The organism is Teretinema zuelzerae, assembly GCF_021021555.1.
Classification (GTDB): Bacteria; Spirochaetota; Spirochaetia; order Treponematales; family Treponemataceae; genus Teretinema; species Teretinema zuelzerae.
In genome coordinates, this window is record NZ_JAINWA010000001.1 from 57,092 (window position 1) to 76,111 (window position 19,020).

The following is a 19,020-nucleotide window of genomic DNA, read 5'->3' on the forward strand; positions in this document are numbered from 1 at the left end:
TCTTCATGAAGCAAAGCCGAATCGTCAACGCGCTTTTCATCGCGCCCTGCGCGATCGCATTCACGCTTATCATCGTCGTACCGTTTTTTTTCGGCCTCTATTATTCGATGACCGACTGGAACGGCGTAAACGACAACGTCGCCTTCGTGGGGCTCAGGAACTTCCGGTACCTGTTTTCCGCGCCGGATTTTCTCTTTTCGTTTCTGATAACCATAGCTTACACGGTCATCAACATCGTATTGGTGAACGTCGTCAGCTTTGCTATTTCCCTTATCGTAACGAGCGACATACGCTTCCGCAATTTTTTCCGCGCCGGGTTTTTCGTCCCCTACCTGATTGGCGGAATCGTGCTCGGCTACATCTGGCAGTTCATCCTGAACAATATCGTCACGGGCTTGGGTAAAACCCTCGCCCTCGAATTTCTGCAAGTGTCCCTCTTGAGCCGCCCGGACACGGTCATCTGGACGATGGCGGCAGTCAATACCTGGCAGTACGCCGGCTACATCATGCTGATCTACGTAGCGGCCATCCAGGGAATACCGGCGTCGTTAATGGAAGCCGCCAACGTAGACGGAGCGAGCTATCCTTCCCGGGTGGTTCACATCCTGATTCCGATGATGGCAAACGCGTTCACAATATCGCTCTTTCTCACGCTCACCTCGTCGTTCAAGCAGTTCGACATGAACTTTACGCTCACTAACGGAGGGCCGGCGACGCGCTTTCTGGACCAGCCGGTCAAGGCGAGCCAGCTGTTGGCGATGAACATCTTCAACACCGCGACCGCCAACCGCATGGCGGAAGCCCAGGCGAAAGCGGTAATACTCTTCGTCGCCCTGGTGCTGGTAGCCCTGGTGCAGGTTTCGGTCAATAAAAAGAAAGAGGTGGAAATGTGATGACGGAAAAAAAACTGAAACAGACCATTCTGGAAGGGCTGACCATACTGATGTTTCTTCTGTTCATGGTTCCCTTCGCCCTGGTCGTGCTCAATTCGGCGAAAACGTCCAAAGAAATAATCTTCAACGTAATGGCGCCGCCTGAACGCTGGGGACAGCTCTTTACGAACATATATCTGATATTCAGCAATTCCACGGTGCACTACATGGAAGCCTTCGGAGACAGCGTCGCAATCACCTTCCTGTCTCTCCTGGTCATCGTGCTCTTCTCCTCGATGTGCGCCTGGGTGCTGGTGCGGAACAAGACGAAATGGTCGCAGATCATCTTTATGATATTCGTGGCGGCCATGGTAATCCCCTTCCAGGTGCTCATGTATCCGCTGGTCCGCTGGATGCGCATAGTGGGAGAAACCATCCACTTCCGCCTGTTGGGAACCATCCCGGGAATCGTGTTCGCCTACCTCGGATTCGGAAGCCCGCTTTCCATCTTCGTGTTCCACGGCTTCATCAAAACGATTCCCTGGGAACTTGAAGAATCCGCCACGATAGACGGCTGTTCGCGGGCCCGGACCTTTTTCGAGATAGTCTTTCCCCTGCTCCAGCCCATCATCGTAACGGTGCTGATTTTGAACGGAATCTGGATATGGAACGACTACCTCTTGCCCCTGCTGGTGCTCGGCTCCAACGGTGCTGTCCAGACGATTCCGATCGCGGTAACCGCCTTTGCCGGGGCCTATCTCAAACAGTGGGATCTCATTCTGACCTCAACCCTGATCGCCATGCTGCCGCTGATCGCGCTGTACCTCTTGGCCCAGCGCTACATCATCCGGGGAATGGTGGAAGGTTCGATAAAATAAACGAGCGATTGCAAGGAGACGGTATGAAAATCGTATTGGTAGGAGCAGGGAGCGCCCAGTTCGGCTGCGGCACGCTGGGAGACATCTTCTGCAGCAAAACTCTGGCGGGAAGCGAGATCACGCTTTTGGACATCAACGCCGAGGCGGCGGATAACACGCTGAAAACGGCAAAGGCCTTTATCGAGGCGAACAAGCTGCCGTTCACGGTGAACGCGACCACGGACAGGAGGGCGGCCTTCAAGGGAGCTTCTTTCATCATTTCTTCTATAGAAGTGGGAAACCGCTTCCAGCTGTGGGACGAAGACTGGAAGATTCCGATGCAGTACGGAGTGCATCAGGTCTACGGGGAAAACGGCGGGCCCGGAGGCGTATTCCACGCCCTCAGGATCATTCCGCCGATTCTGGCCATCGTAAAAGACGCGATGGAAATCTGCCCCGAGGCGTACATCTTTAATTACTCGAACCCGATGACGGCAATCTGCACGGCGGTAAAGCGCGCGTTCCCGCAAGCCCGCTTCATCGGCATGTGCCACGAGATCGGTTGGCTTTCAAAGTGGCTCCCGCGCATGCTCGGCAAAAAAAAGGAAGACCTCTTTTTCCGCGCCGCCGGGCTCAACCACTTCAGCTGCATGCTGGAGCTCAAGGACGCCGTTACCGGACGGGACCTCTACCCCCAGGTGCTCGAAAAAGCCCACGACTTTTTCCTGCATGAACCCGGCTACAGCGACCTTCTGGACCAGTGGCGCGCTACCGGAAAAATGGAAGAGTCCGAACAGTTCGACAAGCAGGGCGCCCTGATCAAGAGCCGCTACGAATGGGCGGACCGCCGCCTGGTCAAGTTCATGCTGGAAAAATACAGCCTCCTGCCCATCACCACGGACAGCCACTTCGGCGAATATCTGGGCTGGGCCTGGGACGTGGTGGACCACCGCGGCATCGTGGACTTCTACGACGCCTACAAGATCATGCTCTCGCAGACGACGCGGCACGAAATCAAGCTTGAAACCAGCGAGCGCGTGGTGCCGATCATCGACGGAATCCTGAACAACGAAGGATTCGAGGAATCGGCGGTGAACCTGGTCAACAACGGATTAATCGACGAGCTTCCCTCCTGGATCGCGGTCGAAGTCCCCGCCGTAATAAACAGCGCGGGAGTCAACGGCATTCCGGTCAAACATATCCCCAAAGGCTACGCGTCTCTCCTGCGTTCGTACTGCGGGGTGTACGACCTGACTGCCGAGGCCGCGATCACGGGCAGGAAGGACTACGTGATCCAGGCCCTGCTGGCAAATCCGGTGGTCCATCAAGCCTCGCGCCTGGAAGAGATGACGAACCGGATGATAGACCAGCAGCCGCGCTGGCTCGGTTACTTGAAATAAGGGCCAAAAATGTGCAGAATGCGTTTACTAATGCGCGTTCTGCGCGTTTTTGGCGGAATAATCTAATGGCAACCATCAAAAAAATCGCCCGGCTGGCAGGAGTAAGCCCCACCACCGTATCGAACGTGCTTCACGGCAACACCGCCAAGGTCTCCCCGGCGACCCTGGAAAAAGTGAACGCAATTTTAAAGCAGGAAAAATACGCGCCGAACATGGGCGCCATAATACTCGCGCACAACAACTCTCGCATCATCGGCGTGATCATGTTCGTCCAGCCGCGCGACAACGAAACGGTCATCGAAGACCCGTTCACCTCGGCCATTCTCGGCTCCCTTGAACAGGAAATCAAAAACTCGGGCTACTTTACCATGATCCACACCACGGGAGACGAAGAAGACGTGCTCCGCCTCGCTTCTACCTGGAAGCTCGACGGTCTGGTGCTTTTATGGGTGCCGGACGAAATGTGCGGGCGCATCCTTGATTCTGTAGAAACCCCGATCGTCTTTATCGACTGCTATTACCATGGGGACCATCCCCGCTACCGGAACATCGGCCTGGACGACCGCCGCGGCGGCAGGGAGATCGCGAACTACTTGATGAGCATGGGGCACCGGAACGTAGCTTTTCTCGCGAACGCCTCGGAGATTCCCGGAAGCGACCTCTCCCGTTTCGAAGGCTGCCGCTTGTCCTACGCGGAAAGCGGAACAATCCTTTCGATCGACTGCTTTATCCCGCTATCCAAAGAGGCGCACGAACGGGAAGCCCAGTACGACGCCGTCCTTGCGGATACAAGGGAGTTCACCGCACTTATCATGTCCTCCGACTACTACGCCGCCGAAGCGATCCTCCACTACCAGGCCCAGGGCATCGACGTCCCCGAGCGCGTATCCATCACCGGCTTCGACGACAACATCTTCGGCCGCCTCATCCGCCCTCGCCTCACCACCGTCCACCAGGACGTAGCCGCCAAAGGCCGGCTCGCGGTAGACACGCTTATGCGATTAATCCGCGGCGAAGAAACGGCCGAACGCGACGTCCGCCTCCCCGTCCGCCTGGAAATCAGGAATTCTGTGAAGCGTTTTCCGGAAAATGCAGGAGTACTGAACGATGGACTTTAATGGATATACTCGTTTACTTCATTCTATCGATGATGATTTGTAGCATTTTCAGGGAACGTCGATTGATAATTTTTTCAACGTGATTGATATAGCTGATTGCAAAATGGGTGAATAATTGCCTTACTTCACTATCGATTTTCTTGAATTTCCAATGATACATATAAGGCGTAAAAAGCGACTGTACTTCAGTATTCAATAGATATGAATCCAGATAATTAATTTCGCAAAATTTCTGAATCGTATTTATTTTCCCAAAATAAAAGCTGTTCTCGCTTACAAGCGTTTGCAGCTTCTCATTTGCATCGTTTGTATTACCTTTCAAACACGTATCCAGTTCAATCAAGAACTTGTCAAAATAATCGAACCATCCGCTGCCGACTCCTCTATAACAGTTGATTGATGTGATTCCATTACCGGTACCTCCGGTAGAATTAGGCATTAACATGAAATTTCCGATCGTTACATACTTCTTCTTGAATGCCGTGATCGTCGCATCAAACGAACTTTCCGTGATCAAATTTTTGTATTGATCTTCTTTGCCAAACAAAGTATTGAAGGTATTGATCGTGTCTCCTCTATATTTTTTTCCGGAACCGATTTCTTCAAACGATAATTCAGGCAATCTTCCATACCAAATCAAGAACAGTATTGCCCGAGCCAATTCTGTATCGTCTTCGTCAAAACTTCCATTTGTCGTGAGGCCAAAATCTCTATCGTGCTCAAGCTCCGAAAATGAAAAAAAACGCAATTCATTAATATAGCCGTGTAACTTTGAATTCACAAAGTCGGAAATCAACTGTATTGAATCCTTGCAGGTAAAACTCATTATCTACTCACTTTTCGGGTAGTTATTATACACCAAACGACAACAATCAGGAACAGAATGATAGAGCCCGTTGATAAAAGGGAATTACAGTACATGAATAAAGAGTAATTGTCATTAATGAAATCGGTTGAAGAACCTGCATGATGTAATTGTACCGACTGAAAACCCAGAAAATCCACGGAACCCATAAACGGGATAATTGTACAGAGTTTTTTCGATAATGCGTCAATCAAGCCGATTTTTTCCATGCCGTACCGGATTTCTCGTTTTCTGGTTTCCATGAGAACAGAAGACAAGTGTAAAGAGGTACATTCATTTTCAATAGCGGCAAACTGTATGGGCATATTCGTTAAAAATCTCCGGGCACGTGTTTCTATCCGCTTGTGCGTCTCATGTACAAATAGCGTTAGCAGTGTCCAGCAAAGCAGCTTCAGGAGTGATGGATTAAAGTCCGAGATGGATAAAAAGGAGATGACCATGATAAAAGGACAAAACCTACAAAGAACGTGCAGAAAAACAAATACATTCTTTTGAATCATCGTATTACTCCTTCTTTGCTTATTTCGTTATAAATCACCCAAGCCGGTTTCAGGAGCAGTCTATATATATTCTTTTTATCAAGCATGTTCGCTTCCATGAGATCCAACAAAGGAGTCCCCCGAATCTTCCAGGATGAGGATACTGGTTTGTCAAAGCATCCCCGGCGCTTATATTGCACAAGAAGTCTATGAGGCTCATCGCGATCAAGGGTGAACAGCCGAAGAATAGCGGTAAATTGATGTTCCCAAAATAACCAGCCACAGGTTTCCCGCAAAAGATCCGCAAACTCTGCGGGTGCTGACTCGTTTTTATGCCCTTCAAGAATCTTTAATAACGCTTCTTCGCTTTTATTTTGGCTGTTGTAGAGAGCCAGACAAAAAGCAAGCCGATATACTGTATCTGGTTGTAGTCGTACGCAAATTTCGCGAAACGTATAGCCGTACTCTTCGTCGTTCCTGCCGCTACGACAAAAGATATGTGTATTTACCCAGCAATCTCCGGCTTTAATGGAATGAAGAAGGTCGCCGCTCCGGAAGTTTTTCCCCTGACAGTCCGTTTCAAGGGCTGCAGGCGCCTCGGAGAATGCAACGATAGATTGTTGGATACGTGTATAATCAAGCATGGAATCAGTATACCGTCGAGGTATATCACTGAATGATGTACCTGATTTTTTTTATACCGATATATGTGTATTCATCTCTTTTACATGCCATTCCCAATCTTTGACTAACTGCGGAGGCTCAAGCGGATAGGCATACGATCCTTTTGACAGAAGAAACTCGATAACCTTCCCGTATTGGGTGCTGGTAAACTCGAGCAAGATCCCGTCCGGCAATTCGGTAACCTGTTGATCATTCGCCCATTTGCGTTCCGTTACCCATAAAGCGAACTCGCTTAAAAACTTTAATTTAAAGTGGAATGATTCCGAACCGGCAAAAACGCCAAAGAAACTGTTTCCATGGATGGAGCGGTAGTCCCAGGAATCAGGAAGTTGAAATCTCGTTGAAGTAAGGGCTATGTTTTTAATTCTCGAAAGCGAGAATGTTCTTACTCCCTTTCGTTCTTCCGCATAGCCCAGAAGGTACCAGGCGCCATTATCAAATACCAGTTGATATGGGTGAACTAGCCGGCGTTCAAAGGGTTTTTTCCATTCGCTTTGATAATCAAATACGAGTATACGGTTTTCTTTCAGACCTGACACGATTAATTCCCAAAGATCAGTATTAATTGGATATGTCGCCGGTGTAGGGGCAATTATGCGTGTATCCAGCGAGGCGTAATCAGGGATAGGTGAGATAAGGGTCAGAATTTTCTTGACGGACGTATATATTGGCGTTTTTTCATAGATTGACAGCAAGGTTTTCGCATACGCGAGTGCTTGTATGTCATCGGATTCTGCGAAACCCGCGGGAAGACGGTATGTCTCCCGGGAATAATAAAACCCCCGATGCGATGCGCAGTATTCAATGGGAGCATTCAGCATATTCCGCATAAACTCTATATCCCGGGAAATCGTTGCAGTACTCGTTTCGTATTCGCGCGCGAGAGACTTGGTGTTGGGATAGCATCCTGACGCTATTTTACTGTCAATAAAATAAATTCGGGAAAGAGTTGATTTAGTTGGATTATTCCGAAATGACACTATGAATATCCCCTTTTTAGCTGCCCTGCGCCCCGGCAAATCGTTGATATGCTTTTATTACATGCTATACTGATTTTTGAAAAACATCATATTGAAAAGGAGTTCGCATGAAAAAATATTGTCAACGTATCGGTTCATTCCTGTCGATTATTGTAATCATAGCGCTTACCGGTTCATGCTCCAACATTACGGACGAATCTGCAGGATCGGATACGGCACAACAAGGCGCGCGCCGGGTCGCCTCATGGAATGCTACGAGTTCCGGAATGCTTTTTTCCGGCGCATCGTATGTGTATAACGAGCAGGGACAGCTGATCGAGATCAGGAAAACCAACTATAACGCAAAGACGGGAGCGGTAATCGGCACATTCAATACTATCATAAAGTATAATGACAAGGGGCAGATCAGCGGCACTTTTGACGGCGGAACCGCACAGGTAGCCAAAGCAGCCCGAACCTTTTCCTACGATGAACAGGGACGGGTTGTGCGGCAGTCGATGAATCTCGATGGAACTGCGTTTTTCACATATGAATATTCATGGCAGGACGATGAGTTGGTTCAAATCAAGTCCAACATAGACGAAAAGAACTTCGGTTGGTATAAAAACCGTCTTGGGCTGATGGAAAGCGAAGGATGGGGAAATTATTCATATTCGTACAATGACAGCGGCAAGTGTACCCGAATGACCGTATCGAAGCCAGCGGTGAGAAACGAGTATGAATATAATGATCAAAACGAGCTGATGCGCGTGAGTTTTTACGACGAGGTTCATTGCGCGTATACCCAGAATTTCTCATGGGAGAGCGGTGAAGGAAACTACGATGTATCGGACGTTCTGTTTAGTCACATCTACCAAATCGGCGTATTCAAGCATTACGGCGTCCCATAATCAGAGACGAGGGTAGCGACTTCAATTCCGTAAGAAGAATTGAAGCCGCAAGCATTCATCAGAACGGTTATAGAGGAATGATACGTTAATTATTTCTTGTTGTCTTACTAACGTACTCTTTCCAGCGTTCATTCTCTGAAGTTACCCTGTTAAGATCCCCGCTTACAAATGCTGCGAGTAGTTTCATGACATGATTAACCACTGCCCCTGTAGGGATCTTTTTCTGAGAGCCGCCCATAATTACCTCCTGAATATTATAATGAATTCATTAGCCCGGCGATATGATCGTCGAGTAATGAACATTTTCCATTATTAACTTTTGCATATCGAAAGAATTTAAAAGCAGCGTATGCAATTACAACGGCGAAAGATATTTGAGAGATCGTATCCCCTCCAAGCTCTTTTCCCGTTATATATAAATACGCAAAATACGATACCAATAGCGCAGCAATATATAACAGTATCATCTTGATAAGTATCCATACGCTTTTCAGACAACCTGTTTTAACAAGTCCATACCGGGTTGCGATATCCCCGCCTGATTTTATCTGAAACCATTTTCCCGTAGCTTTATTTTTAATGCCGCAATATAAACCCTGCTGATCGTTTTCCTTTTTTATGCATAAGATGGATACATCCTGTCCATTTCGTAATGGTAAATTGCTGTTTGCTAACGTCAGGCTAAATTCCGATCCATCGGTGCCTCTAATCCAGACTTCATTCATTTCCGTTGTTTTACTGTCAACATATAGTTTCCCGTCATTTTGGGTTCTGCCTCGAACATCTGTGGAAGTAAAATGTCGTTGTTCAATTACTTGTCCATTCAATACCCAAAAGATAAATTTTGTATTGTAAAACTTGTATTCTGACATTTTCTTACCTCACCGAAAATTAATTATGGATGACCATATTACTGAAAAAATCCGTCAAAACTTCAAATAATGTCTAAAATAGTAATTTTCTCAGATATGTCTTTATTCTATACCGTGATATGAGAATTTCAAGAAAAATTATTAATTTCTTTTAACAAGTTAAAGGGCAAGGTAGTATCATCTGGTTGTTACGGAGCAAAAAAAAACCGCGATTCGATTGAACGAATCGCGGTTTGATTATACAAATCCGGTGTATGTTAATTGCCGGTTACGGCCAGCACCGTAAGGAAGGTCGATACTGCCGTAAGGGTCGTGGTGATGATCGGCGCGTATTGGTTGAAGTAGAAGGTGAACGAGTTCGACCTCGCCGTAATCACGGTTTCAGGGGTTATCGGATCGGTTTTTTTACGCTTGTTACCGAGGACATCGGTGATGCGCACCGATTCGCCCGAGTTCTTCAAAGTATTGAAGCCGCCGGCAAGAGACACGTAGTATTCCCAGTCTCTGTCCGGAATGTAGGGGTAACGGCCGGGAGTCTGGACAGCGCCTGAAACCGTTACAAAGTACTGGCGGAAGGGGATGATGAGCACATCGTTTTTTTCTACCTGGTAGTCGCTGCGGTAGGCCGCGTCGTAGAGCATGGGGTTAAGATTGAGCGGTATCTGGCGTTCTTCCCGGATGATGTAGGCGTTCGCCGTGTCCGACACGGCGGAAAAGGAGTTTTTATAGCGGCGCACAAGGGAGGCGTAGTTCTCTCCCTGGTTAAAGCGCACCGGTATGCGCGATGAGGTTTCAGGCGTGGGGGTCACTTCCAGCGGATCAGAAACTCCTACAGCACCCTCCATAAACATTACGGGAATCAGGTCCGATATGGGGCTGACAGAGATAGAATCGAAATTCTTGAGTTCGGCGTTGGCTTCAATGTCCTTGGTATCCAGAAAAATTTTTTCACCGGCGGCAAAGGAGCTTTCCACATAGCGCACCAGCTCTATCCTGCTCGCGTCCGCGACGGGAGTAAGCCCGCTGCCGTAATACTCGATTGCCTCTTTAAGCCCTTCACCGCTCAAGAGCTGGTACTTTCCGGGGCGCTCAACCTCGCCGGTAACAGTGATTTCCCGCTCTACCCTGTTCACGGTTACTACATCCCCGGGACGAACCAGCGGGTTCTGAGAAAGGTCGCCAAAGCGGGTTGCCTTGAAAAGGTCGTAATGAGCGGTTTTCCCTGAAATGGAAGTTACGCTTACATTACGGGTAGATGAATACCGGGTCAAATGGGGTTCGATCACGTCCGACAATCGCGACAAGGCCCAGGCGTCCTGTTCGGCAGTCTTTTTCACCTCTCCCTTAATCGTGATGCGGAATATTGCCGGGCTCGCAAGCCCGAACTGGACTCCGCTCAAGGGATAGTTTTTGCTCACTATAGTTTCCACACGCTCTTTCAGGGTAGAAAAACTCATGCCAGCCGCATCGATCACCGCGAGATTCGCGACCCTGACACGGAAGGAGGTATCCACCAGAATGGAATAGGTAACCGGCACCGTGCCAGCCGCATACGCGAGAGTGTATACGTCGCCGGGAGTGACCGGATAAAAGGCTGAAGAAAGAGCAAGTTGAGGGTTAAAGGAGTTCTTTTCTACGATACGCACAGAACCTTCATCCATTTCCTGTGCGTTGGAGCTCTGACCTCGTGTTTGAGCGTTCATTTCCTGGGCCCATATAAGTGAACTGAAAATCAACAATAACAGCGTTGAACCGTGTTTTTTCATTTGGAGCCTCCTCCGGAAAGCTTTGCCATGGCCAGAGGATCCTTTTTGATGTTATCCCACGCGTTGAGCACGAACACAAGAAAAACCGAACCGAAGAAGGCAGCAAAGGTTATGATGATGCAAAGCATTCCGCGGGAGGGGCCTGATTTCTGGTCAGGAACCTCCGCGTACTCCAACACCTGAAACACCGGCGATTCGCTCGCCATCTGAACTTTGAGCAGTTCGTACTGGGTTTTAAGCTGGGTATACACCTGCTCCTGGGCGGAAAGCTCTCTTTTTATCCGGGTCGCTTCCAGCACCATGGATGATCCGTTCGCGGTATATTGCCCCATCCCGGCCGCACGGTCGAGCTTTTGGCTTTCTGCTTCCAGCTTGAGTATTTCATTGTAGGTATTCTGAATATTGGCTTCAAGGTTCTCTTTTTGGAGCTTGTTTTTATCCAAACCCATCTCGGTAAAACGCTCTTCCATGTATTGCACGGAGTAGTTAACCACTTCTTGGGCAAAGGCGGGATCTATGTCTGTAAAACTGATGGTAAACACGCCGGCTTCGTCGTCCATAGACGCGGAAAGTTTTTCTTTAAGCGCCTTGCGGCTTTCCGCCCGGGGAGATTTTTCAATTTTATACCGTTCGATCAGGTTAAAACGGTCCACGACCGAATCCAGAAAGGAATTGGTTCCCGCCAAATACACCGCAAGGGCGCTATAGGTGGAGCCGGAGGCTACGTTGACTCCTGCAAGGCTCGCTAGCCCCCCTAGCCCGCTCGAAGCGAGCATGGAAGCCATGCCTCCGCCGGACGAGGACGAATCGTTTATCATCATGTGAGCTTTGGGCGTGTACTCGTTCGGAAGGTAGGAGGTTTCCGGGGGTAATAGAAGGGATCCGACAGCAAAAAGCAGGGCTCCTATCATAGAAAGTCCGGTAATGCCGATGATGAGCCATTTTCGTTTTAACAACACAGAAACGAGATCGATGAGGTCGATCTCGTCTTCAGGGGAGGAAAGGGTTTCTTGTTCGTTCATACTACTCTCTAACAGACGGGATGTTATTCGGTTTCAATAAGTTTCGATTTTTCAAGAATTTCTTCTTTCCGTATATGCACCACAGTAAAGAAGAGAAGGCCGAGCAGGTACACGGCAAAGAGGAGGGTCAGGGCCAAAAAGCCGTGTATGCGGGCGGAGGTTGCGATCAAGAGCCCGATTATGAGCTGGAATACAACAAGAATAAGGAGGCTGCCGCGAGCGGTAAAGCCGAGCATCATGAGTTTATGGTGGAGGTGGAATTTATCGGGATCGAAGAAACTGCGGTGTTCACGGGAGCGGCGCCACAAGGCGGCGAAGGTGTCGAATATGGGAATCATGAGAACAGCGGCTGCGAACGGAAGGGATACGGTTGCTCCGCCCTTTCCGTTCGGTAGGAGGGGCAAAACGGCAAGCATGTAACCCAAGAATTGGCTTCCGCCGTCTCCCATAAAGATTTTAGCCTTAGGAATAGGCAGGTTAAACACAAGAAAGCCCATAATGGCGACCGCAAGCAGGAAACATATGAACATACCTCCGGTGTTTCCAGTCTGGAGGAAAAAGAGTCCAAAAGTAAAAGCCGACATGGCTGATACGCTTCCGGCCAGGCCGTCTATGCCGTCAATAAGGTTTACGGCATTGGTAACGCCGATTATCCAGCAGAAAGTAATTACATAGCGCATCCAGCCCATGTTCCAGTTAAGCCTGAGGGCGGAGAAATTGATGCTGTGGAAGGTGAAGTCGGCAGAAAGGACTATGACGGCGGCGAGTATCTGTACCATGAGTTTATAGCGCGCGCGCCAGGGCCGCATGTCGTCCCAGACTCCCATTACGAATATCAGGGCGCAACTGGCTATCAGATTCCAGATTTTTACTCCAAGAAAATTATCCATTCCGGTATCCAGGGCAAAAACGATGAGCCCGATTACAAACCCAAGGAACATCCCCACCCCGCCGAGCCGGGGAATGTTGCCGGTATGCACCTTGCGGGCGTCAACGGTGTCGTAGAGGCCGAAATGTCGGGAAAACAATAACACGCAGAAAATTGAAACAACCGATGAGACGAAGGCTATGCCCAGCAGATACATATAATGCGTCATGATATTTTAAGTATATCTCCAATTTTTCTAATATCAAAAACTTGCATAAAGTTTATAGAGAAAACATGAGATGGTCAATGTTCGTTACAATGTAAATAAAACTATAAAAAAGAAAGCCTCTTTCTATAGTCCGTGAAGTGTAGATAAACAAAACAAAAAAAGGTAAAAATCCTATATACTGTTTAACGTCTTTTACCGATGTTGACATTCAATAGTCTATCTGACCCTGTAAAATATTTTGTGTAAATGGCATTTCTAATTGAATGGAACTCGATCGCCAAATTAGATGACGAATTGGTTTAGCGCCATTCCTCCATCACAAATCGGTATCGTCCATTTTACTGATGCGTTCCGGATTGCTAAATACATGATCTTGAGTATAACATCATCATTCGAGAATGACGATCAGTTTTTCGTAACTTTCCGTAGTTGAAAATTAAGTGATTTAATCGCGTTCGTTGTGTAAATCGCCTTACGAATTTCCGGTGGATAGTTAAAAAATTCGTTGAGATCTTTCCAACGAGTCGACCGGGATCGATAAATCATCGGGTACCGGTCATTCGATTTTGCGCCGAAATATCTCAATCTCGCGCGGACCGCTTTCTCCGAAGGCACTGTATAAAATGCTTTCAGATCCGCGCAAATGATTTTAAGATCTTTGTACGATTCGATTTTTTGTTGAGTTACGAACCATGTGGACGATACAAAGTTGTATACGAAAGTTGGGGTACACTGCCCGAATCGGGTCTGGAAAGCTAGTTAAGCCATCAGTACAGACAATTAGAACGTCTTCTACTCCACGGTTTTTCAACTCGTTCAGGACATACATTCAGAAATTCGCGCTTTTTGTTTCCACAATCCAAAAACCGAGAACTTCCTTTTTTACCCAAAAAATTGACGCAGAGGGAACCTAACCTACAATATGAGTCGTTATCGATTCTTAGTAACACAAGGATGATAGGGGCGGTCTGCCCTTTTCTGATTGCTGGTTGAAAAACCGGTAATCATGGATAAAGAAAAAGGTTTGGAATCATCTTCAATGCCCTTGGTTTATGAAACTCGGATTGAAAATGACGGAGACACGCTAGAAACAGTAGTTTTTAGAGGTGCCCATAATATGAAATAGGTTGTTAATACTAACTCCAGAGCTTATGAATCATGAAAGTTTAATAATTTTAATTTAATAAAATTAGTGATAACATAAAAACAAAGTAATAGTTTTTATAAAGCAAACCAATATCTATAATCTAAACTATAACTTATATTTTTTTGACGGTGATTAATAAATCGAGCAGGATTACCACCAACTACACTGAATTCTTCAACATCTTTGGTTACTACAGCACCCGGTAAAACAACTGCACCTTCGTGTATCGTTACTCCAGGCATTATTAATACATTTGAGAATATCACAACATTATCCTCAATAATTACTTCTTTACCTTTTGTAGCAAAATCCGGACTATTATAATCATGTCCCAGTGTATATATCTTTGAATCATGTGAAATATTTACATTATTACCAATAGTAATTCTTCGGCGATTATCTAAATATACACCACTATTGATTGAACAGTTTCTACCGATCTTCATTTTTCCTAGTGCAAATATTTTTATACCATGAATCGCAGTTTGTTTTCCGGTCTTTATGCCAATACAATATAAAAGCAATCTTTTTAAAGAAAATAAAAAACAAAAACGAAAGGAAAGGTTTATAAGGGCAAGAATAATAAAATTTAGTTGCAACAAATAATTTCTCATAAAGCTATTCAAATCTTGGTTTTATGAATACATACTTAAAAAATTTAAGACTATCTATTAGCCTAAAAAATCGCATAAGATTAGGTTGCTTTGCAAATCGATAGATGCCTTCTAGGCCAAATTTTGAAATAAAAACAGGAGCACGCTTGATAGAACCTGATGTAAACTCGAATGTCCCACCTATCCCTATAACATATTTCACACCTAGCTGACTCAAAAAATCAATATTATCATTTATCCATAACTCTTGTTTCGGTGCACCAAAGCCAACAAAAAGTATGTCCGGAGGAAAATTTGTTAGTTCAGAAAGTATTTTTTCGTTTGTTTCATCCAAAAATGGATATTTTTCAAATTGTGGTGAATAACCAGAAATTTCAATTAAATAATCACTTCTCAATTTCTGTTGAGATAAGAAATTACTTTTTTCTAATCCTCCAAGCAGAAATATTTTATATTTTTTTTCGTTCGCTAGCTGGCAGAAATCATAAATCATATCTGATCCAGAGAGTTTATAAAACTCAATTTTGGGATTAAATAGACGAGCCAACAATAGCGGTATTTGTCCATCGAAAGTTACATAATTATTATGCAATATATTAAATAAAACAGGATCCGAATTTGCCTTTTGAATTATATCAGCATTAGCAGTAATAATAAATTTCAATTTTTTTTCTTCTTTAAGTAATTCTAGTTTATTATAGATATTAAACTCTATATTACAAAATATCATTTAATTTACACTCCAATTCTTTAATAAAATCATACCACATTAGTTTCACTTTATCTTCTGTATAGTTATTTGCTTTATTATATGCCTGACACCCAAAAGAAACCCTTAAATCATAATTATTTAGTAACAATAATACTTTGCTTATATATTCACTCTGATTTCTATTTGGTATTAGAAATCCATCAACTGAATCACGAATAATTTCAGAAGCCCCTTGTGCTGAATCATAACATATTGAAGGGAGACCGAATGAAGCAGCCTCCAGGAATGTTAAGCCAAACGATTCTGTCCATGAACATGATAGATAAAGGCTCGAGCTAAAATAATAATCACACACTTTTTGATAATCTAGATTACCAGTAAAAATAATGTGTTCTTTTAACTTATAAAAATCTACTTTTTCTAGCAACCGTTTTTTATCAGGACCATCACCAATTATTACTAATTTACATTCATTATCAATCTGTGTAATTACATAAAATAAATCAATGAGGTCATCGACACCTTTTCCTTGAACAAGTCTACCCACAGTAAGAAATTGTTTATTAATCAAAGACGCTCTATTACTTGGAAAATAACTTAATGAATGTGGTATATATTTTATTTTGGTCTTCAATATTATTTTAGAATAATAATCAGATAAAGATTGTGAAGCAGGCATTAAATAATCAATATTCCTACAGGCCTTTATTACTTTTTTTATGTATCGTATATCATCATTATGATGATTATGTTCCTGTCCAATCTTAATGACCTTTTGAGGAGCAAAGCAGGAAAATAATTTTGAGAAGAAAATACGATCTGAAATGATAATATCGGAGTCTTCCTTAATTATATATAAAATAGATTTTAAGTATTTTTGAATTAATACTTTTATATAATATAAATACAATTTCAGTAATTTAATAAAGTTTGATAATCTAATATTATAAGATATTTCATCTTTTAATGGAGGCTCAACATTAGTAATATATTTAATAGCTATATTATTCGAGATTGTATAAAATGAACCCATTTTATTCTTATATAATACTTTAAGAGTTATTTGATGATTGCAAGATAAAATATTAGCTACATTTGCAATAACTCTTTCAGCACCACCTGCATTCATATGAAATGTATATATTGATATTTTCATAAATTATAACCTAATGTTAAAAATAAACATAAAATAAGTATTGCGTAAATTATACGGGAAGGGCTAATAGTAAATAATCCAAGCTTTATTTTACTACTAACAAAAAAATGATCCAGACCGATTACACCTAAAACAAAGGCTACAAAAGAAGTAGGATAACCAAATCTAAAATCTAAAGAAACGCCACTTATTATTAATAATAAAACATTTAAAGAATAAAAAGCAATTAATGAATAGTACTTATAATTTTTCCTTTGCAAAGAAAAAAATATATAATAGATAGCTGAAAAAGAAATAAATATTTTTATTGAACTATATGAGGCTACTAGCAAATTAACCGCTTTATTTGAATATGAAAACGCAGGAATTGGACTTATCCATGCAAAGATGAAATTCATAATATTTGATATAAATATATTTGTTCCAAAGGATTTTGATAATTGAGCATTTCTTACACCTTCAACATATGCTAACTCTGGAAGAAATCTATAAAAAAGAGACAAACCAGTAAATGCAATTATGAATGAAGATATTAATAGAATTGAAAAATATTTATAAAATAATTTTCTAAAACAAAATAGTAATAAGAATACAAATAATACAAACAAAGCTATATATATGCGAAAAAAAAATAAAATAATGGTACTAAAAATAAATAGTAAAGTATTTTTAAAGTTGAAACGGTAAAATTGAAGATTTAATAAAGAATAAATTGATAACAATACAAAAAAAACAAAATAAGTTTCTTTTAATCCACTTACATTAAAATATACAGATGCAGCATTTACACCCCAAAAAGCACTAATAATCTGAGAAAGCTCATTAGAAGTATAGTGTTTTGATATTTTATAAATTAAAACAGACGAGAATGAATGAAACAAAGCAGCAGTAACACATAATAAAAAAAAAGCAAATTCATTTGATATCTTTCTAATACTGAAGAAAAAATGTTGGATTATGGGGTATCCCCAATCAGAAAACGAACTTGTTCTTTTATATGATTTTAAATCATTTATAAGACCTAATATTGTATTATTTCTATTTTTTACTGCTATATTATAATAAAACAAAGAATCATTAGCATCATAACCAAGAATGTTCTGAACGCAATACACATTGTATGCAAATAGAAGAATTGTACTTAATAGTTGAAAGCATATTATAATAGAAATTGTTTTATAAAAAAAAGGTTTATAGAAACATATATAAAAACTAATAGTACATAATGAAAAGAATACAAGATTTATATATATAAATGAATAATCCTGAATTCGACTAAAAGTCAATAAATTTATAACTAATGATAATAAAAGATATAAGTTTAATGAGAAAAACAATGCTATATAGATCTTTCTTGGCATATTATTAAGCTTGCTTAGAGATATATCTATCTAATAAAACAGATAACTAATACTATCTCGATATTTAATAATTTTTTCATTTACACTATTCCAGTTTATTTCATAATTAACGCACACTTTAATATCATCTTGGTATTTCGAGTCTTCTAATTGAAAGAAAGATAGAAGTGTATTTAAACGTGTGTTAGCTTCTTTGAAAAAACTACTTAATGGTAATGAAACGAATTTTTTATTGAATAATATTGCAAAAACTGTACCATGAAATGAATTTGTTATAACATATTCAGAGTTACATATCAGGCTGATCCATTCATGAATTGAGGCTTCAATACCTTTATTCATATTGCCTTGGCTATATACATATTTAATACCCAAGTGATTCTCTGATGCAAATTGTTCAATTTGCGTTTTTGGATAATAACATTTTGAACCAAGTAAATAAACAAATATATATTTTAAATTACTATCTTTTTTCTCTGTTATTGGATACTGATTTGAATTAATTAAGAATGTAGGATCTAGGATCAGTTTTGCGTTATTACACCCTAAAGATCTACATAATGACAAACCTTCTATTTCTCTTACGGTCACATAATCAAATTTACTTAATAACGGTTTAATATATGCTTGCAGACTCTTACCAATTTTTTGTCGAGAAAAGCTTGCTGCAAATGATATTCGCTTTATATCAGATGCACCAAAATTTAGAAAATAAGCATTAATTAAGTTTTCATATCTAACATAGCTATCAGGGAAATTCCAAACTTGATCACTCCCTGTGATATACATATCCGCAATCGGAGGATGTTCAACAAGTTCTTTATAGTGATGATACAATACGTTAGTAGATTTAATGAAATCACTTCGAAATGTATTAAATTGTCGATTTGTTTTCTTTTTAGAGAAAAGAAAACTTGTAATTTTAAAAAAAACTAATTTCGGGTTTAAAATCTTAAATACTCGAAATTTATCTTTTTTATAATCATTTCTTGGGTCATACCTTATCAAAAATGCATCATGGCCACTTTCAATTAAATATTTTTGCAATGCAAAGCATTGTAGAAGTTGCCCATAATTATCTTCTGACCACCAGAATGTCATAACACCAATTTTCATAGTATTCCTGTA

At 42.4% G+C, this 19,020-nt stretch carries 18 protein-coding genes and 1 pseudogene; 5 read left to right on the forward strand and 14 right to left on the reverse strand.

What is annotated here, in order from left to right:
- Positions 1-5: 5 nt before the first annotated feature.
- The 4 genes from K7J14_RS00250 to K7J14_RS00265 all read left to right on the forward strand — a co-directional run bounded on the left by K7J14_RS00250 (position 6) and on the right by K7J14_RS00265 (position 4,247).
- Positions 6-893 carry a carbohydrate ABC transporter permease gene (locus tag K7J14_RS00250; RefSeq protein WP_230752040.1) on the forward strand — a complete coding sequence of 296 codons (888 nt, stop codon included), beginning with the start codon at positions 6-8 and terminating at the stop codon, positions 891-893.
- Positions 893-1,750 (forward strand): carbohydrate ABC transporter permease, encoded by an 858-nt coding sequence (locus K7J14_RS00255; protein WP_230752041.1) that lies wholly within the window; start codon positions 893-895, stop codon positions 1,748-1,750. The genes K7J14_RS00250 and K7J14_RS00255 overlap by 1 nt, the downstream gene beginning before the upstream one ends.
- 23 nt (positions 1,751-1,773) lie before the next feature.
- On the forward strand, positions 1,774-3,129 hold the full coding sequence (locus tag K7J14_RS00260) for a family 4 glycosyl hydrolase (protein WP_230752042.1): 1,356 nt from the start codon (positions 1,774-1,776) through the stop codon (positions 3,127-3,129).
- Positions 3,130-3,194: 65 nt separating this feature from the next.
- On the forward strand, positions 3,195-4,247 hold the full coding sequence (locus K7J14_RS00265) for a LacI family DNA-binding transcriptional regulator (RefSeq protein ID WP_230752044.1): 1,053 nt from the start codon (positions 3,195-3,197) through the stop codon (positions 4,245-4,247).
- A 13-nt stretch (positions 4,248-4,260) separates the two neighbouring features.
- On the opposite strand, the gene K7J14_RS00270 is transcribed toward K7J14_RS00265, so the two are convergent.
- From K7J14_RS00270 to K7J14_RS00280, 3 genes are all read right to left on the reverse strand, one after another.
- The gene (locus K7J14_RS00270) at positions 4,261-5,073 is read right to left on the reverse strand and encodes a hypothetical protein (protein WP_230752045.1); all 813 of its coding nucleotides are present in this window, start codon (positions 5,071-5,073) and stop codon (positions 4,261-4,263) included.
- Between the two features lie 535 nt (positions 5,074-5,608).
- On the reverse strand, positions 5,609-6,235 hold the full coding sequence (locus tag K7J14_RS00275) for a P-loop NTPase family protein (RefSeq protein ID WP_230752046.1): 627 nt from the start codon (positions 6,233-6,235) through the stop codon (positions 5,609-5,611).
- Between the two features lie 51 nt (positions 6,236-6,286).
- Positions 6,287-7,096 carry a helix-turn-helix transcriptional regulator gene (locus K7J14_RS00280; protein ID WP_230752047.1) on the reverse strand — a complete coding sequence of 270 codons (810 nt, stop codon included), beginning with the start codon at positions 7,094-7,096 and terminating at the stop codon, positions 6,287-6,289.
- Positions 7,097-7,362: 266 nt separating this feature from the next.
- Between K7J14_RS00280 and K7J14_RS00285 the strand changes: the two genes are divergently transcribed.
- Positions 7,363-8,145 (forward strand): hypothetical protein, encoded by a 783-nt coding sequence (locus K7J14_RS00285; protein WP_230752048.1) that lies wholly within the window; start codon positions 7,363-7,365, stop codon positions 8,143-8,145.
- A gap of 85 nt (positions 8,146-8,230) precedes the next feature.
- Here K7J14_RS00285 and K7J14_RS00290 read toward each other — a convergent pair whose 3' ends face one another.
- The 11 genes and pseudogenes from K7J14_RS00290 to K7J14_RS00340 all read right to left on the reverse strand — a co-directional run bounded on the left by K7J14_RS00290 (position 8,231) and on the right by K7J14_RS00340 (position 19,008).
- Positions 8,231-8,383 (reverse strand): hypothetical protein, encoded by a 153-nt coding sequence (locus tag K7J14_RS00290; RefSeq protein ID WP_230752050.1) that lies wholly within the window; start codon positions 8,381-8,383, stop codon positions 8,231-8,233.
- A gap of 16 nt (positions 8,384-8,399) precedes the next feature.
- On the reverse strand, positions 8,400-9,017 hold the full coding sequence (locus K7J14_RS00295) for a hypothetical protein (protein WP_230752052.1): 618 nt from the start codon (positions 9,015-9,017) through the stop codon (positions 8,400-8,402).
- A gap of 257 nt (positions 9,018-9,274) precedes the next feature.
- The gene (locus K7J14_RS00300; protein ID WP_230752053.1) at positions 9,275-10,783 is read right to left on the reverse strand and encodes an SLBB domain-containing protein; all 1,509 of its coding nucleotides are present in this window, start codon (positions 10,781-10,783) and stop codon (positions 9,275-9,277) included.
- Complete coding sequence (locus K7J14_RS00305; RefSeq protein ID WP_230752054.1) at positions 10,780-11,805, reverse strand: GNVR domain-containing protein; 1,026 nt, start codon at positions 11,803-11,805, stop codon at positions 10,780-10,782. Before K7J14_RS00305 ends, K7J14_RS00300 begins: the two co-directional genes overlap by 4 nt.
- 23 nt (positions 11,806-11,828) lie before the next feature.
- Entirely contained in the window at positions 11,829-12,902 is a 1,074-nt protein-coding gene (locus tag K7J14_RS00310; protein WP_230752055.1) for an MraY family glycosyltransferase, read from the reverse strand.
- A gap of 282 nt (positions 12,903-13,184) precedes the next feature.
- Positions 13,185-13,785: pseudogene (locus K7J14_RS16480) on the reverse strand (IS256 family transposase); the annotation flags it as partial.
- Between the two features lie 338 nt (positions 13,786-14,123).
- Complete coding sequence (locus K7J14_RS00320) at positions 14,124-14,663, reverse strand: acyltransferase (protein WP_230752056.1); 540 nt, start codon at positions 14,661-14,663, stop codon at positions 14,124-14,126.
- Between the two features lie 4 nt (positions 14,664-14,667).
- Positions 14,668-15,393, reverse strand: coding sequence for a WecB/TagA/CpsF family glycosyltransferase (locus tag K7J14_RS00325; RefSeq protein WP_230752057.1), 726 nt, complete (start codon positions 15,391-15,393; stop codon positions 14,668-14,670).
- Positions 15,380-16,504: a glycosyltransferase gene (locus tag K7J14_RS00330; RefSeq protein WP_230752058.1), complete on the reverse strand. Its 1,125-nt coding sequence runs from the start codon at positions 16,502-16,504 to the stop codon at positions 15,380-15,382. Before K7J14_RS00330 ends, K7J14_RS00325 begins: the two co-directional genes overlap by 14 nt.
- 23 nt (positions 16,505-16,527) lie before the next feature.
- Positions 16,528-17,646, reverse strand: coding sequence for a hypothetical protein (locus tag K7J14_RS00335; RefSeq protein ID WP_230752059.1), 1,119 nt, complete (start codon positions 17,644-17,646; stop codon positions 16,528-16,530).
- Between the two features lie 276 nt (positions 17,647-17,922).
- Positions 17,923-19,008, reverse strand: a complete 1,086-nt coding sequence (locus K7J14_RS00340) for a polysaccharide pyruvyl transferase family protein (RefSeq protein ID WP_230752060.1) — start codon at positions 19,006-19,008, stop codon at positions 17,923-17,925.
- Between the last annotated feature and the right edge of the window lie 12 nt (positions 19,009-19,020).

Coding starts and splice junctions, on each gene's coding strand:
- K7J14_RS00250 (WP_230752040.1), top strand. CDS start 6: ATGAAGCAAAGCCGAATCGTCAACGCGCTTTTCATCGCGCCCTGCGCG.
- K7J14_RS00255 (WP_230752041.1), top strand. CDS start 893: ATGACGGAAAAAAAACTGAAACAGACCATTCTGGAAGGGCTGACCATA.
- K7J14_RS00260 (WP_230752042.1), top strand. CDS start 1,774: ATGAAAATCGTATTGGTAGGAGCAGGGAGCGCCCAGTTCGGCTGCGGC.
- K7J14_RS00265 (WP_230752044.1), top strand. CDS start 3,195: ATGGCAACCATCAAAAAAATCGCCCGGCTGGCAGGAGTAAGCCCCACC.
- K7J14_RS00270 (WP_230752045.1), bottom strand. CDS start 5,073: ATGAGTTTTACCTGCAAGGATTCAATACAGTTGATTTCCGACTTTGTG.
- K7J14_RS00275 (WP_230752046.1), bottom strand. CDS start 6,235: ATGCTTGATTATACACGTATCCAACAATCTATCGTTGCATTCTCCGAG.
- K7J14_RS00280 (WP_230752047.1), bottom strand. CDS start 7,096: ATGCTGAATGCTCCCATTGAATACTGCGCATCGCATCGGGGGTTTTAT.
- K7J14_RS00285 (WP_230752048.1), top strand. CDS start 7,363: ATGAAAAAATATTGTCAACGTATCGGTTCATTCCTGTCGATTATTGTA.
- K7J14_RS00290 (WP_230752050.1), bottom strand. CDS start 8,383: ATGGGCGGCTCTCAGAAAAAGATCCCTACAGGGGCAGTGGTTAATCAT.
- K7J14_RS00295 (WP_230752052.1), bottom strand. CDS start 9,017: ATGTCAGAATACAAGTTTTACAATACAAAATTTATCTTTTGGGTATTG.
- K7J14_RS00300 (WP_230752053.1), bottom strand. CDS start 10,783: ATGAAAAAACACGGTTCAACGCTGTTATTGTTGATTTTCAGTTCACTT.
- K7J14_RS00305 (WP_230752054.1), bottom strand. CDS start 11,805: ATGAACGAACAAGAAACCCTTTCCTCCCCTGAAGACGAGATCGACCTC.
- K7J14_RS00310 (WP_230752055.1), bottom strand. CDS start 12,902: ATGACGCATTATATGTATCTGCTGGGCATAGCCTTCGTCTCATCGGTT.
- K7J14_RS00320 (WP_230752056.1), bottom strand. CDS start 14,663: ATGAGAAATTATTTGTTGCAACTAAATTTTATTATTCTTGCCCTTATA.
- K7J14_RS00325 (WP_230752057.1), bottom strand. CDS start 15,393: ATGATATTTTGTAATATAGAGTTTAATATCTATAATAAACTAGAATTA.
- K7J14_RS00330 (WP_230752058.1), bottom strand. CDS start 16,504: ATGAATGCAGGTGGTGCTGAAAGAGTTATTGCAAATGTAGCTAATATT.
- K7J14_RS00340 (WP_230752060.1), bottom strand. CDS start 19,008: ATGAAAATTGGTGTTATGACATTCTGGTGGTCAGAAGATAATTATGGG.